This is a genomic window from Ligilactobacillus agilis DSM 20509, assembly GCF_001436215.1.
In the GTDB taxonomy this organism is placed as follows: Bacteria; Bacillota; Bacilli; order Lactobacillales; family Lactobacillaceae; genus Ligilactobacillus; species Ligilactobacillus agilis.
Window position 1 is genome coordinate 18,643 of record NZ_AYYP01000019.1, and the last position, 17,059, is coordinate 35,701.

16 protein-coding genes are annotated in these 17,059 nt (G+C 41.0%); 3 read left to right on the plus strand and 13 right to left on the minus strand.

Features of this window, described 5'->3' with window-relative positions:
• Window positions 1–7 precede the first annotated feature (7 nt).
• The 12 genes from polA to FC14_RS02900 form a co-directional block, all read right to left on the minus strand.
• The gene (gene polA, locus FC14_RS02845) at window positions 8–2,659 is read right to left on the minus strand and encodes a DNA polymerase I (RefSeq protein WP_056976398.1); all 2,652 of its coding nucleotides are present in this window, start codon (window positions 2,657–2,659) and stop codon (window positions 8–10) included.
• 142 nt (window positions 2,660–2,801) lie between these two features.
• Window positions 2,802–3,506 carry a Bax inhibitor-1/YccA family protein gene (locus tag FC14_RS02850; RefSeq protein ID WP_056976400.1) on the minus strand — a complete coding sequence of 235 codons (705 nt, stop codon included), beginning with the start codon at window positions 3,504–3,506 and terminating at the stop codon, window positions 2,802–2,804.
• Entirely contained in the window at window positions 3,499–3,990 is a 492-nt protein-coding gene (locus FC14_RS02855; RefSeq protein ID WP_050611083.1) for a MaoC/PaaZ C-terminal domain-containing protein, read from the minus strand. The genes FC14_RS02850 and FC14_RS02855 overlap by 8 nt, the downstream gene beginning before the upstream one ends.
• Window positions 3,991–4,072: 82 nt before the next feature.
• Complete coding sequence (locus tag FC14_RS02860; protein WP_056976402.1) at window positions 4,073–5,707, minus strand: peptide ABC transporter substrate-binding protein; 1,635 nt, start codon at window positions 5,705–5,707, stop codon at window positions 4,073–4,075.
• A 291-nt stretch (window positions 5,708–5,998) separates the two neighbouring features.
• Complete coding sequence (gene murC / locus FC14_RS02865; RefSeq protein WP_056976404.1) at window positions 5,999–7,330, minus strand: UDP-N-acetylmuramate--L-alanine ligase; 1,332 nt, start codon at window positions 7,328–7,330, stop codon at window positions 5,999–6,001.
• Between the two features lie 71 nt (window positions 7,331–7,401).
• Window positions 7,402–9,555 (minus strand): DNA translocase FtsK, encoded by a 2,154-nt coding sequence (locus FC14_RS02870; RefSeq protein ID WP_056976406.1) that lies wholly within the window; start codon window positions 9,553–9,555, stop codon window positions 7,402–7,404.
• 73 nt (window positions 9,556–9,628) lie between these two features.
• Window positions 9,629–10,270 (minus strand): YtpR family tRNA-binding protein, encoded by a 642-nt coding sequence (gene ytpR / locus FC14_RS02875; RefSeq protein ID WP_056976407.1) that lies wholly within the window; start codon window positions 10,268–10,270, stop codon window positions 9,629–9,631.
• Window positions 10,271–10,292: 22 nt separating this feature from the next.
• On the minus strand, window positions 10,293–10,613 hold the full coding sequence (locus FC14_RS02880) for a thioredoxin family protein (protein ID WP_050611088.1): 321 nt from the start codon (window positions 10,611–10,613) through the stop codon (window positions 10,293–10,295).
• A gap of 77 nt (window positions 10,614–10,690) precedes the next feature.
• Entirely contained in the window at window positions 10,691–11,332 is a 642-nt protein-coding gene (trmB, locus tag FC14_RS02885) for a tRNA (guanosine(46)-N7)-methyltransferase TrmB (protein ID WP_056976409.1), read from the minus strand.
• A gap of 58 nt (window positions 11,333–11,390) precedes the next feature.
• Window positions 11,391–12,194, minus strand: a complete 804-nt coding sequence (locus FC14_RS02890; protein ID WP_056976410.1) for a phosphotransferase family protein — start codon at window positions 12,192–12,194, stop codon at window positions 11,391–11,393.
• Between the two features lie 66 nt (window positions 12,195–12,260).
• Window positions 12,261–13,448: an ABC transporter permease gene (locus tag FC14_RS02895; protein WP_056976411.1), complete on the minus strand. Its 1,188-nt coding sequence runs from the start codon at window positions 13,446–13,448 to the stop codon at window positions 12,261–12,263.
• A 2-nt stretch (window positions 13,449–13,450) separates the two neighbouring features.
• Entirely contained in the window at window positions 13,451–14,179 is a 729-nt protein-coding gene (locus FC14_RS02900) for an ABC transporter ATP-binding protein (RefSeq protein ID WP_056976412.1), read from the minus strand.
• A 117-nt stretch (window positions 14,180–14,296) separates the two neighbouring features.
• Between FC14_RS02900 and FC14_RS02905 the strand changes: the two genes are divergently transcribed.
• The 3 genes from FC14_RS02905 to FC14_RS02915 all read left to right on the plus strand — a co-directional run bounded on the left by FC14_RS02905 (window position 14,297) and on the right by FC14_RS02915 (window position 16,054).
• A complete protein-coding gene (locus tag FC14_RS02905) occupies window positions 14,297–14,725 on the plus strand; it encodes an HIT family protein (RefSeq protein ID WP_050611093.1) in 429 nt (142 codons plus the stop codon).
• Complete coding sequence (locus FC14_RS02910; RefSeq protein WP_056976413.1) at window positions 14,726–15,025, plus strand: hypothetical protein; 300 nt, start codon at window positions 14,726–14,728, stop codon at window positions 15,023–15,025.
• A gap of 132 nt (window positions 15,026–15,157) precedes the next feature.
• Window positions 15,158–16,054: a peptidylprolyl isomerase PrsA gene (locus FC14_RS02915; protein WP_056976414.1), complete on the plus strand. Its 897-nt coding sequence runs from the start codon at window positions 15,158–15,160 to the stop codon at window positions 16,052–16,054.
• Window positions 16,055–16,091: 37 nt separating this feature from the next.
• On the opposite strand, the gene FC14_RS02920 is transcribed toward FC14_RS02915, so the two are convergent.
• Window positions 16,092–17,048 (minus strand): 3'-5' exoribonuclease YhaM family protein, encoded by a 957-nt coding sequence (locus FC14_RS02920; RefSeq protein WP_056976415.1) that lies wholly within the window; start codon window positions 17,046–17,048, stop codon window positions 16,092–16,094.
• Between the last annotated feature and the right edge of the window lie 11 nt (window positions 17,049–17,059).

Sequence of the window (17,059 nt, forward strand, 5' to 3'; positions counted from 1 at the left end):
TTCCCCCTTACTTAGCATCGAACCAACTGCGTCCATGCTTGCTTTCAACTTTTAACGGCACCGTTAATTTAACCGCCGAATCCATCACCTCTGGGACTAGGCGTTCTAAAATTGGAATTTCTTCTTTTGGCGCTTCAAAAATCAATTCATCATGCACTTGGAGTAACATTTTTGCAGCTAAGTTTTCTTTAGCCAACATCTCGTTCATCCTAATCATGGCAACTTTGATAATGTCTGCTGCACTCCCTTGAATTGGCGTATTCATTGCAGTTCGCTCAGCAAATGACCGTAAATTAAAGTTCTTGGCATGAATGTCGGGCAGATAACGCCGCCGCTTAAACAAGGTTTCGACATAGCCTTGCTTCTTAGCTAGTGCAACACTCTTTTGCATATATTGATGCACCCCAGGAAAGGCGGCAAAGTAGTTATCAATAAATGTCTTTGCCTCTTTATTGGTAATCCCAATGTTTCTAGCTAACCCAAAATCACTAATCCCATAAACAATTCCAAAGTTAACGGCCTTAGCTTGTCGCCTTAAATTAGGGGTTACTTCATCCGGACTATCTAAGTTAAAAATATTCATTGCGGTGTTGGCATGGATATCGAGCCCTCTCTTGAAGGCCGCTTGCATGTTTTCATCTCCCGAAATATGAGCTAGGACCCGCAATTCGATTTGTGAGTAATCGGAAGAAAAAATCTCCCAGCCGGGCTTACTTGGAACAAAGGCCTGGCGAATCTTCCTACCTTCCTCTAACCTAACCGGAATATTTTGCAAATTAGGATCTACAGACGACAATCTTCCCGTGGCAGTTAGGGTTTGCGTATAACGCGTATGCACCTTATGGTCAGCCTCATCAGCCACTTTTAATAAACCTTCAACATAGGTCGATTGTAACTTGGCTAACTGCCGGTATTGTAAAATATTATCAACGATTGGAGCCTGGCCTTGTAATTTCTCTAAAATTGGAGCAGCGGTCGAATAACCTGTTTTAGTTTTTTTAGCGTAAGGTAAACCTAAATCCTCAAACAAGACCGTGCCTAATTGCTTAGGTGAGTTAATGTTAAATTCCTTACCTGCCTCTTGGTAAATAACCTGCTCGATTTCCGCCAACCGCTCTTTAAATTTACTTTGCATGCTTTCTAAACAATCGGTGTCTACTTTAATTCCAGCTAATTCCATCTCCGCCAACACTAGCGAGAGTGGTCGTTCCATTTCAAAGTAAAGCTGTTCTTGTTGATTGGCCTTTAACTGCTGGTATAAATCCGCCTTTAATGCCGCAATCGCTTTGACCTTATGAACCAGGTGCTCGAAGTAAACATCATCATCACTTGGGAGCTTAAATTTTGCCCCCTTACCATAAACCACTTCATCACTGGCTATTTCCTGGTAGCCATGAGCCTGAGCTAAGATTCCTAAATCATTGCTATTTTCACTGTTGTCTAATAAGTAAGACACTAATAATAGGTCAAAATCCACCCGAGCTAAATCTAACCCTAAGCGCTTTAAGCCTACGTAAGTGCGTTTGACATCAAAAACGTCTACGGCTTGCTTAGCCAAAAGCTCCTTTAAGGCTGGTTGCTTGAGTAGCTGGCAGTTGCGGCTAACAAAATAACTGTCATCTAGCTTTAAACTAAAGCCGGTTAACTCGGCTTTATGGTAATTAGGACCATCCATTTCTAAATAAAAGGCTACTTCCTTAGGCTGCCGCTCAGAAATCAGGTCCAAATTAGCCGCGGTTAAGACCGTATACTCTAATGGAGCTGCGGTTTTTTCTTCACTTACTTGCATCTTACTTAAGAAGGATTTGAAATCCATCTCTTGATAAAACGTCCGTAACTTCTCATCGTCTACTCCTGTCCACTTCGTATCGGCTAATGAAATTTCTACCGGCGCGTCTTGCCTAATTTCCGCCAAATTCTTGCATAAAAAGGCAACCTCGCGATCGTTGAGTAGATTTTCCTTTAGCTTAGATTGCTTCATTTGCTCGATATTTTGGTAAATCCCCTCAACACTATCATATTGAGTCAGTAACTTAATTGCGGTCTTTTCTCCAACCTTAGTTACCCCCGGATAATTATCGGAACTATCCCCGACCAAGGCCTTCATATCAATAATCTGTCTAGGATTCAACCCCGCAAATTTTTCGGCTATATATTCAGGCGTATAGTATTCAACTTCAGACACACCTTTTTTAGTCACGGCAACCGTTACTTTGTCAGTAGTTAGCTGAGTTAAATCCCGGTCACCTGTCACAATCGTCACCTGGTAGCCTTGATTTTCAGCCGCTTTAGCCATCGTACCAATAATATCATCAGCTTCAAAATTCACTAATTGATAGCTCTTAATCCCATACCCTGCCAACAAATCTGGGAAGTAGGGTAATTGTTCCGTCAATTCCTTAGGCGTTTTATTTCTATTACCCTTATAGGCGGCAAACTTTTCAGTTCTAAACGTTTTTTTCCCGGCATCAAATGCGACTAAGATATTACTTGGCTCCTCCGTCTTTAACAGTTTATCTAACATCGTATTAAAGCCATATAAGGCATTGGTATGTAAGCCATCATGGTTAGTAAATCTGTCAACCGAATTATATAAAGCATAAAAAGCTCTAAATGCGACACTATTTCCATCAATCAATAGTAATTTTTTTTCAGCCATCAAAAAGCCTCCCGTTACATCTTACTTCCTTTATTTTAACAAAGTTAGCGGGAAAGTAAAAATGAACTGCCGGTTATTAGCCCATAATAAAAGTGCGGATCCTTTGAAATTCAAAAAATCCGCACTTTCTTTTGGATTAACCTTAATCCTTATTTGACCCAATGCCAAAAATATTGAGCAATTGAATAAAGAGGTTAATAAAGTCAAGGTAAAGTTGTAATGCCCCCATAATTGCCAAGTTCGTCGTATTAACTTGGTGCCCATATTGAAGGTACATTAACTTAAAGCGCTGAGCATCATAAGCTGTTAACGCACTAAAGATTAATACCCCAATAATTGAGAAGGCAAATTGAATCACCGAACTTTGTAAAAAGAGGTTCACAATCGAAACGACAATCAAAGCAATTAACATTGCCAAGGCATGTCTTCCGATGGTAGCTAAATTTTTTTTAGTATTAGTCCCCATTAAAGCCAGCACTACAAAGACAGTTGCAGCCGAAGCAAAGGCTAGGGTCACACTTTGGGCAGTATACATTGGAATAATGATTCCAAATATTAAGCCTTCAAAGCCGGCATACAGGTAAAGCATTGTCGCACTCGCCACTGGATTGCGGTCGGCTTTAAAACTAATCCCGATTACCAGGGCAAACTGGAGGATAAACAAAATCCAGATTGCCAACTTGTTAGTCGCAAATAAAGTGACGACCTGGCTGTAAAAAACCCCCATTACGAGGTAAGAAACTAAGGCTGAAACTCCGACTGCCGTAGCCATAAAAGCATACATTTTACTCAAAAACCGATTTAAGCCTTGTTCATTAGAAACAATCATTCGCTCTTGGTTATTCATTTATATCAACCCCCTCCAAACTACTGGTTTCATCGAGAGCTAACTGTTCCAATTTTGGTGGACGCACCATGATAACGGCATCTAGGACCCGTTCATCATCCTCATCTACACCTTCAACAGAAATTGTAACAACTTCTTTCATTGTGTCAATTTTTATTACTTCAAAGTCAAAAGTAATAATTTGGTTGTGGTAGACAGGCGAGATTAAATTCACATCCATATTAACAATTTCACTCCCTGGTCCAGGAAGTAACTTGCTAATCGAGCTAGTAATAATCCCGGTAAGCAAGATTGGTGGTACGATTGTTTGACCGTACTCAGTTTTAGCAGCATAATCCGGTTGCATATAAAGCGGATTAGTATCATTCGTTAAGCCTAGGTAAAGCAAAATCTCCCGTTCAGAGATTGTTTCCGTGACCGTTAACGAATCGCCTTCCTTTAACTCATCAATCTTTTTTCCTTGCCTATGCACATCTTCAGTCATAAACTGTGACACCTCCAATTAATCTTAAGCTTATCTTACCATATAATTGGAGGTAAAACCAACTAAAGGCGAGGGTTAAAAATTACTTAAGGTAGGCGTACTTATAATTCCATTGTGTTCCTGCCGTGTTGTGAATAATCCCCTTGACCCGCTTCTTTTGTAAGTAGGCCGTAGTTTGTTGATACAGTGGGCTGACCCCTTGTTGACTGTTAAATAATTTAGCTGCCGCTACTAGGTCATTCCACCGTGCCAATTTATCATTGGCATCTTCGTTAGTTGCCTTAGCAATCAAACGGTCGTATTCCGAATTACTGTAATTTCCATAGTTATAAGATGTTCCTGTTAATGGAATTTGCAAAAAGGTAATCGGGTCGTTAAAGTCTCCCCCCCAACCGGAAACATAGATATCAAACTCACCCTTACGGGCCCGCTCTAAGGCGCTCTTTCCTGGAATATTTTGGACCTTAACCTTTAAACCTGGTAACACCTTTGTATATTGAGATTGTAGATACTGCGTTAACGCATCGTTTGTTGGGGCATCGCTTGAAGCCAGAATGTTAAAGGTCAGCTCTTTAAGCCCCGTTTCTGTCAAACCTTTGCGCCAATACTTTTGGGCTAAGTTAGCGTCATAAGCAACTGTCTTAGTCACCGCTTGTTCCTTGGCAAAATCTACTCCGGTTTGCGGATTTTTAGCTAAATCGTTGGCCACAAAGCCAGTTGGAACCTGAGAACCATCCCCAAAAACTTTCTTTGTCAACACTTTTCGATCTAGTGCCAGCGACAAGGCCCGCCGAATATTTTGGTTATTTAAGGCCTTCTTGTTAGCAGCGTTAGTAGCATTGAAGTTATAGGCTAAAAAGGCCACATAAGAATATGGATATTGTTTGAATTCACTACTGTTCTTGTAATTTTTCACCTGCTGACTGGACAAAGGTGTCATGTCTAGCTTGTCTTGCTGATAGAGTTCATAACCCGTGTTAGGATTACTTACCACCTTATAGCTAATCTTATCTAACTTAACTTGTTTTTTATCCCAGTAATTAGGATTTTTTTGAAAACTCCACTTATCCGAAGTCCCCGTCCAGTCCTTAATTACAAACGGACCAGAATAAACCATGTACTTAGAATTAGTGGCATACTTTTTACCGTATTTTTCAACCACCTTTTGATTTTGTGGTCCAAAAAGTGGGTAGGCCATTAAAACCTTAAAGTAAGCGATGGGTTTTTCCAAACTAATCTCTACCGTCTTGTTATCAAGTGCTTTAATACCTAACTGTTCCACCGGTAACTTGCCCTTGCTAATTGCGTCCGCATTTTTAACTCCGGAAAAGAGGTAAGCATAAGGTGAGGCCGTCTTAGGGGTGAGCGACCGCCGCCAAGAATAGACGAAATCTTGAGCAGTAATTTGGTCGCCATTACTCCACTTAGCATCCCTTAAGGTAAATGTCCAAGTTAACCCATCAGCCGAAACAGTTGCTTTTTTAGCCAAACCTGCAGTTGGCTGACCATTTTTGCCTAATCGATAAAAACTTTCAAATACATTACCTGTTTGCCCATAGCCAGTCGCCTTGGAAATATCAATCGTATCTAACGGCGCACTGGCAGATAAACGCAGTTCCTGTTGCTTGCTAGTCGTTTGTTGTTTGCCACAAGCCGTTAAGAATAACCCCGCTAATCCTAATGCCATGACTAACCCAACAATTTTTTTCTTCTGCATAGATCTTCATCCCTTCCCAATTTTATTAGTTACTAAACACAAAAAGGACCTGGATTTCCACAAACAGAAACACAGGTCCACCTACTTTTACTAGTATTAATTACGTTTAGTTAACTTAGGTTTTTTGAAGTGCGTTTCAATTTGTGTAACACAAAGGACATGTTGCCAGTTTGACAACATGAACAAGTCATTGTGTTTACACAAACTAATTTAGTCATTTCACGCACTCCTTTCTCAATCTATGCTTTTAGCATAAGCGTTAACTTACTTTTTGTCAATATATTTTTAAAATTAATTATTCTTTAAACTCAAATTACTTAAGAGTTCTTCATAGACGTGTTCATACTTAGTGATGTCGCCAGCCCCCATGAAGACTACTACATCATCATGGAAGTCTAACAGAGGTGACATGTTGTCCATACTTAAAATTGCGCCACCCTTAGTAATCTTAGCACCTAAGTCTTTAGCAGACACCTTGCCATCCTTTTCTCTAATTGATGAGAAAATTTCTGTCAAAAAGACTTTATCAGCTAAATTCAAGCTGGCCGCAAATTCATCCATCAGCGCAATTGTCCGGCTAAAAGTATGTGGTTGGAAGACAGCGATAATCTTCTTATCTGGATACTGTTGCCGGGCTGCGTCCAAGGTTGCCTTAATTTCGGCTGGATGGTGGGCATAATCGTCAATAATCACCATATCAGCGACGCGTTTTTCAGAAAAACGTCTCTTAACCCCTTTGAAAGTTAACAGTTCCCGCTTAATTTCATCTTGATCTACTTTTTCAAAGTAAGCTACTGCAATCACTGCTAAACTATTTAAGACATTATGTTCCCCAAACATCGGAATTTGGTAAGAACCAACGAATTCATCAAAGTGGTAAACATCAAAGGTCGAACCCTTAGTAGTCCGCTTAATGTTTTCCGCCCTAAATTCATCGTCTGCTTCAGTTCCATAAAAGTGAACCGGCACGTCATAATTTAGCTTCCGTAAATGCTTGTCCTCACCGTAAGCAAAAATGCCCTTCTTCGTATTCCGAGCTAGCGTTTCAAACGCATCACACACATCGTCAATCCCAGTAAAGTAGTCCGGGTGATCGAAGTCAATGTTAGTCATAATAGTGTAATCTGGGTGATAAGCTACAAAGTGCCGGCGGTACTCGTCCGCTTCAAAGACAAAGAAACGTGAGGCCGAAATTCCCTTCCCGGTTCCATCACCGACCAAAAAGCTAGTAGGTGCTACTCCGCTTAAAACGTGGGCTAACAACCCACTGGTACTGGTCTTACCGTGAGCACCAGCTACCCCAATGCTAGTCGTTTCAGTCACTAACATTTCTACTGTTTCCGGGTAGGTTTGCACCTTCAAGCCTAGCTCTTTAGCGCGCTTAATTTCTTCATGATCTTCACCAAAGGCATTCCCCTTTACAATCGTCATGCCTTCCTTGATATTTTGAGCACTAAAAGGTAAAACTTCAATTCCAGCCTGTTCTAACCCTCTTTGGGTAAAGGTATACTTATCAATATCAGACCCTGCCACTTTGCAACCCTTATCCTTTAAAATTAGGGCTAATGAGCTCATCCCAGTCCCTTTAATGCCAACGAAGAAATATGTGGTATCCATATTCATAATAATAATCCTCTTTTCTAATTCACACTCAGAAATAGTGTAACATAAAAGCTCTCTGATTTGTTTTAAATTTAGCCCTGTGCTCTTAATTTATTTAGTCCTTCTTGAGTCAAGAATACCTTACGTGGTTTAGAGCCATTTGACCTTGAAATATATTGTTTTTCCTCGAGTTGATCAATAATCCCCGCTGCGCGGTTAAAGCCAATCGAAAATTCCCGTTGAAGTTTCGAGGTAGAAATAGCCTCCTCATTGACAATATAGTCCAAAATCCTCGGAAAGAGCTTATCTTGCTTTTCATCTTCGGTTAACTTCTTCTTTAGGTTTTCCGGGTCAAAATCATACTTAGGCTGACCTTGACTCCTAACAAAGTCAGTCACTTGGTCGATTTCATCTCCAATATAAGTTCCTTGCAGTCTGACTGGCTGACTACTTCCGTTGCCTAAATAAAGCATATCCCCCCGGCCGAGGAGTCGTTCCGCCCCGGCGGTGTCAATAATTGTCCGGGAATCAACTTGACTTGAAACCATAAAGGCAATGCGGGTGGGAATATTATTCTTAATCGTTCCAGTTACCACGTCAACGCTTGGCCTTTGGGTGGCAACAATTAAATGAATTCCCGCCGCCCTTGCCTTAGCCGTAATCCGAGCAATGTAATCTTGGACTTCCGAAGAGGCCACTAACATTAAGTCAGCAAGTTCATCAATTACCACCACAATGTAAGGTAATTTCAAACCATACTGGCCGCTTTCTTCGGCCTTGGTGTTAAAGCCTTCGATATTTCTTACTCCTGCAGCCACTAATAATTCATAGCGTCGTTCCATCTCTGCTACCACCCATTTTAAGGCGGCAGCAGCTGCTTGTGCATCGGAAATGACTGGCGCTAACAAATGCGGAATTCCTTGATAAGGAGCCATTTCAACGGCCTTAGGATCAATCAATATCAATTTCACTTCTGCTGGGCTTGCCTTGTACAAAAGTGAAACGAGCATACTATTAATAAACACAGACTTCCCAGAGCCGGTCGCCCCCGCAATTAATCCGTGGGGCATCTTTTGTAAATCCGTTACCTGGGGGTTGCCAAACAAGTCTACCCCTAAAGCAACGGTTAGTGGCGATTTAGCCTCTAAAAAGGCTTGTGATCCCAAAACTTCAGCCAAGTTAACCGGCCGGGCATAGCGATTAGGAATTTCAATTCCGACGCTACTCTTACCAGGGATTGGGGCTTCAATTCGGACATCTCGAACTGCTAGGGCTAGCTGTAAATCATCCGTTAAGTTCGTGATTTTACTTACCTTTACTCCCCGGCCTAGTTTCACTTCAAATTGAACTACGGCTGGGCCGATTGTCCAGTTAACAACCTGGGCGTCAACCCGAAATGATTTTAAGGTCTCATCAAGCTTGGTTGCCTGTTCACTTACCCAGGTGGTTACTTGCTCGGTATTTTCACTGATTGGAGCCGGTAATAAGGTCAAAGCCGGACGCTCATAACCCCCGGCCGCTTGTTTTGCTTCGCTGCTCACATCCGAGATTATGCTTGCTTGTTTAGGTTGTGTTGGCATTTGAACCACTGGCTTTGTGGTTGCTAGGGGCTGCTTATCATCCCCAGTTTTAACCGGCTGTTTTTCTTGGACCTTTTCAAACTCAACTACTGGTTCTTCTTTTTTAGCCGCTTCTTCTTCAATAACCGCCGCAACTTGTGCGGCCTCAGGTTGGCTATCCGCGACAGTTTCTGTTTCTGTTTGAGTCAGTGGTTGTTCAGAAAGTTCGTGGGGTTCAAAAACTACCACCGCTTCCGAACTATCCTCAACTGCCTTAGCTGGACTAGCTTCAACCACAGCAGCTTCCATCTCAGCTTGTTTCACTGGTGTCGTTACTTTACTTGGAGTTTCAAAATCAACTACCGGTTGCCGCAAATCAAACAACTCTAGTTCCTGTTGACTTGCAATTGATTCATCTTGAAATAAAATAAAGTCTGTCTTAGCCTTTTTTAGCTGCTGACTTAACTTTTGATACTTGGCCTTTAGATCAACCACCGGACCTTGCTGTCTAAATGGTGGAAAGGTCCGGGGATGAAAGCCACGGCTATTGTTATAGGCCGTCTTTCGAGTCAAATTAGTGGCGACTCGTTTATCCCCTTGGGTTTCATGTTTTGCTTTAAATCTATTATTTTCACCAGCCACTTTAGTCTTTGTTTGATAAAAGGCTGGTCCTGTATATTTTTCCATCTTCCCATTCCTAACAAAAAATTGGACTAGTAGCAAATAGCTTGTACTAGTCCAATTTTAACATACTCTTTGATTAGTTGATAAATAATTGCCGCCCTTTTTCAAAGTCAAATGCTTGACCAACAGGAAATTCGTCCGCATCAAGCACTAAGATACCACGTTTTTGAGGAGCATTAGGTAAGGCTAATTCGCGCGCTGCACATAACATGCCATCGCTTTTAACTCCGCGTAACTTACCTGGCCAAATTAAAGCACCACTTGGCATCATTGCTCCTACCTTAGCCACTACCACGTGTTGGTTTACATCAACGTTAGGGGCACCACAAACAATTTGTAAGACTTGCTCATTATCAACTTTAACCTTGGTAATGTGAAGGTGATCCGAGTCTGGATGCTCTGTCATTTCAAGTACCTTACCCACCACAAACTTAGGACTTAAATCAGCCTCTAATTCGGCTTTAAAGCCAACAGCTTCTAAGTGGTCATTTAAAATTGCTACTTGAGCCGTTGTTAAAAAGACTTGCCCTTGTTCCTTTAAGTCCGGTAAATATTCACTCAACTTAAAAAAGTTATAGCCGAGGGTTAAATCTGTCTTAGGTTCGTAAATCCGTGTCACATCCTGCTTTTGTTCGCTTGCCTGCGTGCTTTTATCCGGATTAATAATCGTCACTAACACGTCTCCCATTTGACTTGGATTATAACTTGAAATTAACATCTGCTCCAAAACTCCTTATATTTTATTTAGCAGCACTTAAAAAGGCTGTTACTTCCGCCTTCGTCTTACGATCTTTATTTACGAAGCGGGCTACTTCTTTACCATCACGGTAAACGATAAAACTTGGAATTCCCATCACCATCAATTCTTGGCACAGGTCAAGGTTTTCATCACGATCAACTTGGATGAAAGTAAATTCCTTAAATTCAGCTTCGATTTCTGGCATAGCTGGTTTAATAAAGCGGCAATCAGGGCACCAATCTGCAGTAAAGAATAATACGTAGGCACCATTTGCCAATTTTGCTTCCATTTCTGCTTTATTCATCTTAGCTAACATTTCCATTGGACATACCTCCAAATAATTTAATTGACTTCATTATAAGCTACAAAGAGGTAGTTGCAAACTTTTTTGCTTACTTTTTAAAAGCGAGCCGCTAGCTTGTAAATTGGTTGGCCCTTAGAACTGAATTTTTCTTCATATTCAGTCATTACATTGTCTACCACAGCCTCTTCATCTGCGTGTAAATCTAACCAGACTTTCTCAAAGGTCATCCCAAAATTATTAAGACTTGCTAGGGAATATTCAAATAAGCCCCGGTTATCGGTCTTAAATTCCAACTGACCATCGGCTACCATTATTTCCTTATAGGCCGCTAAAAACGACTTGTAAGTCAGGCGCCGTTTTTCTTGCCGATTCTTAGGCCAAGGATCGGAGAAATTCAAATAAATCCCAGCCACTTCGTCAGTTGCAAAAAATTCAGTCAAGCCGGCCCCGTTAGCGCAGACTAACTGTAGGTTAGGTAGTTGTTCTACCAATTGCTTTTTTAAGGCAATTCCAGTCGCAACAGTCTGCATTTCTAGGCCGATGAAGTTATAGTGGGGATATTTTTTAGCCATCTCTACAATAAAGCGTCCCTTACCCATTCCAACTTCAATGTATAAAGGTTGTGCTTTTTCAAACCGCTCTTGCCACTTTCCCCGATACTCACTAGGATTAGTTACCACCCACTGTGGATTTGCTTCAATCAAGGGCTTAGCCCAAGGTTTATTGCGTAAACGCATATTTTCCTCCCATACTAAAATAAAGCTGGAAGGCAGACTACCTTCCAGTCACTTATTGCTAAATATCTGTTTGTTTCTTAACCACTTCGTCGAGTTTAATTATGTCTTGGTTCATTTCATGGAAATGACCACGCTGATGCTTAGCTTTGATTTGCAACAACAGGTAACAAAAACTATACCAATTAATCCTTAGCATTAAATCGCCACTAGGCTGTTCTTGGCCATTAGCTTGGTAGGTCTGTAACCACTGCTGCCAGTTATTACGTGGGACATATTGACACATTAACATGCTTAAATCATACGCTGGGTCCGCAATCACCGCGGACTCCCAGTCAACCAAGAAAAGGTTGCCTTGGTCAGATAAAAGCCAATTTTTGTGATTTAAATCGCCATGACATACTTCGTAATTCGAGCGCTTAACTTGTGGTTGCTTAGCGCGTAACCGATTAGCTACGGTTTTTAAGAGCGGATGGTGACGTAAGTCTTGTGGCAGCCCCCGAAAATACCGCTGAAGTAATTCCTCCGGTGTTACCACCTGACCACCAACTTGTTTTAACATCCGCTTTAACAAAGCCGAATGGTGCAGTCGGTACAATAAAGCAGAAACAGCTTCGCTATCCATCTCGGCCTTATGTAGGCACCGACCATTTAGCCACTCTTGAGCCGTTAAGGTATCCCCCGTCGTCATTCGTTTTGTCCAAACTAACCGCGGGGTAATTCCTTCAATCGACAAGGCGGCTAAAAAGGGAGACGTATTCCGTTTCAAAAACAACTTCTCTTGTTGCCTAATCCCCATGTACGCCGTCCCAGTATCACCATCTATCGGTAAAATGCGCCAACCGTTTTCTAAATCGAAATCCATCTTGGCTCTCCTTCTACTGATATCGATAACAATACAAGTCTACAAACTTAGAGGCACAGTGTCAAGTTAGTTTTTCCTAACCCGCCCTTGCCGCCAAACAAAATAGGGCTTGGTAATTAGGTAACTTTCTAACACTAACCCTAACAATAGGCAAGAAAACAGGTAGACATTTTGACCAGTAACTAATACTAGGGTGCTAAAGATAATGCAAACTGGCACTAACAATCGTAACAAGACCCCACTAAATTCACGTAACCGTTGTTTGTCACTAAGCGGGTAGAGGTAAACAAAGACTATCTCTTGGTAACGGTCACTCAAGCTAAATAATTGTAAGCCAATTAGATAAAGAAACAATCCGGCGACCCCACACGCTAGGTAATAATTCTTAATGAATATAAGAAGTAGGCTGCCCAATACTGTTAGGCGTAAATAAATCCCTAAGTACTCACTGGTTCTCATAAACCCACGGAGGTACAAAAAAGTATACGCTGGCCTTGTGGGTAAGAGCCAGTCTAAATACTTCCTTCTTTTAGCGCTCGTCGTCACTAGGTTAACATCCGTAAATAAGTTAAAGAAACGGTACAAACCTTGCATACGGGCCGCTTCTTTTTCGATTAAAAACTTCCAGGCCACTACTTGCTGGTTTACCTTGAGGCCATAAAGACAACCTAGCCAAAATCCCCCGCTTAGTATCAAACCACCTAGCGGAAAATAACTAGCCAGTACAACTAGTATCAAGCTAGCTAGCTTCATAAATCCCACTTGTTTTAAGGGGGCAAAGCCGCGCAAATAATCCCAGTAAAGTCCTAGCTCCTTTAATAGTAGTTGGTTTAGGCCTAAACAGATTAGTTGCCCTAAACTAAAGTTAAGGATGATTTTCAAATAGGGACACAACAGTAAGTAAATCACAGCTTGTTCGCAGAGACACACCAGGCTAGTGTAAACAAATGATTTCTTTAAATAGTGCTTTAAATCCGATTCTTTAGGCGCCAAAAACACCAGGTCAGCCGGCTCCAAAAAGGTTGCCAGGCGACCAAAGCTTAGGGCTAATCCCAAAATTAAGGCGATTATAATTCTGGTCCACCCCAAACCTTGACTAAGTGCATAAGTTTTCAAAAAATTATTGTAGTTATAGGCGACCGCCCCACAAATAAACAGTAACGCTAACACAAAGTGGTCATTTAAAACATAGCGTAAGTATTTTAACAGGTGTTTATGGTAGGCCTGCCGCCGTTTTTGCCATAATTCGTCCATGCTTAGTTCCTCTCTATCATTTGAAGATACAAATCAGCTAACGTTGCCTGACTATTCCCATATTTTGCTTGTAACTCAGCTAAACTACCGCTTGCCGTCACTTGTCCCTCATTGAGGAGCACAAACTTGTCACAGTAGTTTTGGGCGGTATCCAAAACGTGAGTCGACATTAAAATAGCCGCTCCCTGTGCCTTTCTTTCGGCGATTAATGCCAGTAAATCCCTAATCGCTAGCGGATCTAAGCCCAAAAAAGGCTCGTCAATAATAAATAAATCTGCATCCGTCAAAAAGGCACAGACAATCATTACCTTTTGCTTCATCCCCTTAGAAAAGTTGGCCGGAAACCAGTCTAACTTTTTATCTAAGCGAAAGGTTGTTAATAACTTTTGGGCTCTTTGCCAGGCCTGCTTTTCATCTAAGTTATAGGCCATGATAGTCAAATCAATGTGTTCTTTTAAGGTTAGCTCCTCATACAAGATTGGACTTTCCGGAACGTAGGCTATACTTTGCTTATAGCGTTTGCTATCTTTGCTTAAACTAACCCCGTTAATCTTAATGCTCCCCTTTTGTGGTCTTAACAAGCCAATAATATGGTTAATGGTTGTAGACTTACCTGCACCATTTAACCCAATCAAGCCCACTAATTGTCCTTTAGCTACCGTAAATGAAACTTGCTTTAAAACAGGAATCTGTGAGTAACCACCAACTAAATCTGTTACTTCTAAAGTCATGAACTTCCTCTTTTCTAAAAAAACATTTTCTTTAATTATACATTAACTTAAACTTTCCTTTATAGTGTATACTGATAATTGTAAACTATTTTTATTTTTCAGAAAGAAGGTCTTTTCATGGAAGATTGTATTTTTTGCAAAATTATCGCGGGTGAAATTCCTAGCACCACTGTCTACGAAGACGAAGTTGTCAAGGCGTTTTTAGATATTACCCAAGTAACTCCAGGTCATACTTTAGTCATTCCTAAAAAACACGTTCCTGATTTATTTGCTTATGATGAAGAACTAGCCAGTCAAGTCTTTGCTAGAATTCCTAAGATTGCGCGTGCTATCAAGGCTGCTAATCCTGAGGTAGTTGGCTTAAACTTGGTCAATAATAACGGGCAAGCCGCTTATCAATCTGTCTTTCATTCCCACTTCCATTTAATCCCACGCTTCGGCGCTGAAGATGGATTTGCGATGAAGTTCACCGATAATTCTGCTAACTACACTCCAACTGACTTGGCCCTAATTGCTAAAAGTATCGAAACCAAGGTGGAAAAATAAGTGACAAAACCAATAACTAAAATTTTATGCATCTCCGCGCTTGCAGCTGGTGCCTACCTCAAACGTGACCAAATCTTGACTACTGGCCGCCAGCTCAAACAAACTGTTGACGAAAACATTGCGGCCGTAGATGATTGGCTAGCTGCCCTGCAAAAAGTTAATGCTTCCTTGACACACTTAGCCCAAGAAGTAGATGCTACTTTACCCGTTATTTCAGAATTAGGTGAAGCCGTGGCAAAGTTTAGTGAAGAAAGTAGTAGCCACATTGAAGCTTTAACCGACTTTGACTTAAAAAAGTGAACTTTTTTTGAATTGTTTTAGATTTTTCTATAAAAGAAGAAATTTATGCTCAAAGTTCAAGTTAGATGTGGTATAGTTATAAGCGTTAACTTGCTTTGCAAGAAATTTAATGAAACGGATGTGTTTTCTACAATGAAAAAATGGTTAGTGGCATGTGCTGGTGTCCTAATGACCTTTAGTTTGGCTGCTTGTTCTAAAACTGTTGCTACTACTTCAGGTGGAAAGATTACTGAAAGTGAATACTACTCCAGCATGAAAAAGACTTCATCTGGTAAGGCCGTCTTAGAACAAATGATTCTAGACAAGGTCTTAGAAAAAGACTATGGTTCAAAGGTTACATCTAAGAAAGTTGATAAACAATTCAACGAACAAAAAGAAAAGTATGGTTCAACTTTCTCCACAGTCTTGTCACAATATGGTTATACTAACTCTTCTTTCAAAAAAGCTATTCGCTCTAACTTACTCTTAGAAGAAGCTGTTAAAGACCATACCAAGATTACTAACAAGATGTTAAAGAAGCAATGGGCTAAGTACCAACCAGAAATTACCGTTGCTCATATCTTGGTTTCTAAGAAGTCTGAAGCCGAAGACATTATCAACCAATTAAAGGCTGATCCTACCTACGCTAACTTCAAGAAATTAGCTAAGAAGAACTCAACCGACTCTTCAACTGCTAGCGATGGTGGTAAATTACCTTCATTTGACAATACTGATACTAGTTTAGCTTCCTCATTTAAGAAGGCAGCCTTCGCCCTAAAACAAGGCGAATACACAGCTACCCCAGTTAAGACTTCTTACGGCTACCACATTATTTGGTCCGTCAAGAATCCTGGCAAGGGCAAGATGAGTGATCATATTTCAGATTTGAAGAAGCAAATTATTGCTAACAAGGAATCCGATTCCGAATACATGCAAAAAGTCGTTGCTAAGGTGCTTAAGGGTGGTAAAGTTTCCATCAAAGACAAGGACTTAAAGGATGTCTTATCTAATTACCTTTCAACTTCATCATCAGCTTCTTCAAGCAAATAAAAGCTAAAAAAATGGAACTCAATTGAGTTCCATTTTTTTACTCTAATTTTCCTTGCTTTCTTTGGTAAAAGGACCGCCCCTCTAAACCAAAAACCCGTTCCGAAAATTCACCCGGGCTAGTGTGGCTAAGACTGGTTTCCACCATTTGAATAGAGGCATCCAAATCGTCGAGGTGGTGTAAGATTTCAGCCTCTAAAATATGCGGTGTAACAGGCGAGCCATACTCAAGCAAACCATGGTGAGCTAGAATCATATGCCGTAATAAGATGGCGTCTTCCTTAGCGGTATCAATGCCTAGCTGTTGACAGGCCTTAATAATTTCTTCATCAACCAGTACGATATGACCTAATAGATTACCGGCAACCGTATATTGGGTGCTCATTGCCCCCGACAATTCGATTACCTTCCCCAAATCATGCAAAATCGCCCCAGCGTAAAGCAACGACTCATCTACTTGCGGGTAAAGTTGACTTACACCTTGTGCTAGTTTCAAGATAGTCAGCGTATGGTATGCTAGGCCGCCTTGAAAGGCATGGTGATTTTTCTTAGCCGCTGGGTAGGTAAAAAACTGGGCTTGATACTTCTGCAATAACACCCGCACAATCCGGTTCCACGTACTGTTATGAATCTTAAATACAAATTTTTCAAGCTCCGCTTGCATCTCCGTAACACTTTGGGGTGCTCCTTGAACATATAAGCTTGGATCATTAGGTTCCTGCTCGGTCGCTAACCTGAGCTTATAAATTTTAATCTGCGGATTTCCTTGATAATTTTCACGCTTTCCACTTAAATGTACGACTTGCCCACTTTGATAACGTTTGACTTCTTCATCCGAAGCATCCCAGTACTTCGCGCTAATTTCACCCGACTTATCTTCAAACTCAAAGGCGATGAACTGTTTGCCATTTTTAGCCAGCCGCGCCTGAGCAGCCTTAATTAGCACAAATAAATCTAGATTTTCATTTAATTCATAATCAAATATTTTTTTTGTCATAAAAACCATCC

Excerpts from the sequence above, each read along its gene's own strand:
- polA (WP_056976398.1), bottom strand. The coding sequence starts at position 2,659 with ATGGCTGAAAAAAAATTACTATTGATTGATGGAAATAGTGTCGCATTT.
- FC14_RS02850 (WP_056976400.1), bottom strand. The coding sequence starts at position 3,506 with ATGAATAACCAAGAGCGAATGATTGTTTCTAATGAACAAGGCTTAAAT.
- FC14_RS02855 (WP_050611083.1), bottom strand. The coding sequence starts at position 3,990 with ATGACTGAAGATGTGCATAGGCAAGGAAAAAAGATTGATGAGTTAAAG.
- FC14_RS02860 (WP_056976402.1), bottom strand. The coding sequence starts at position 5,707 with ATGCAGAAGAAAAAAATTGTTGGGTTAGTCATGGCATTAGGATTAGCG.
- murC (WP_056976404.1), bottom strand. The coding sequence starts at position 7,330 with ATGAATATGGATACCACATATTTCTTCGTTGGCATTAAAGGGACTGGG.
- FC14_RS02870 (WP_056976406.1), bottom strand. The coding sequence starts at position 9,555 with ATGGAAAAATATACAGGACCAGCCTTTTATCAAACAAAGACTAAAGTG.
- ytpR (WP_056976407.1), bottom strand. The coding sequence starts at position 10,270 with ATGTTAATTTCAAGTTATAATCCAAGTCAAATGGGAGACGTGTTAGTG.
- FC14_RS02880 (WP_050611088.1), bottom strand. The coding sequence starts at position 10,613 with ATGGAAATGTTAGCTAAGATGAATAAAGCAGAAATGGAAGCAAAATTG.
- trmB (WP_056976409.1), bottom strand. The coding sequence starts at position 11,332 with ATGCGTTTACGCAATAAACCTTGGGCTAAGCCCTTGATTGAAGCAAAT.
- FC14_RS02890 (WP_056976410.1), bottom strand. The coding sequence starts at position 12,194 with ATGGATTTCGATTTAGAAAACGGTTGGCGCATTTTACCGATAGATGGT.
- FC14_RS02895 (WP_056976411.1), bottom strand. The coding sequence starts at position 13,448 with ATGGACGAATTATGGCAAAAACGGCGGCAGGCCTACCATAAACACCTG.
- FC14_RS02900 (WP_056976412.1), bottom strand. The coding sequence starts at position 14,179 with ATGACTTTAGAAGTAACAGATTTAGTTGGTGGTTACTCACAGATTCCT.
- FC14_RS02905 (WP_050611093.1), top strand. The coding sequence starts at position 14,297 with ATGGAAGATTGTATTTTTTGCAAAATTATCGCGGGTGAAATTCCTAGC.
- FC14_RS02915 (WP_056976414.1), top strand. The coding sequence starts at position 15,158 with ATGAAAAAATGGTTAGTGGCATGTGCTGGTGTCCTAATGACCTTTAGT.
- FC14_RS02920 (WP_056976415.1), bottom strand. The coding sequence starts at position 17,048 with ATGACAAAAAAAATATTTGATTATGAATTAAATGAAAATCTAGATTTA.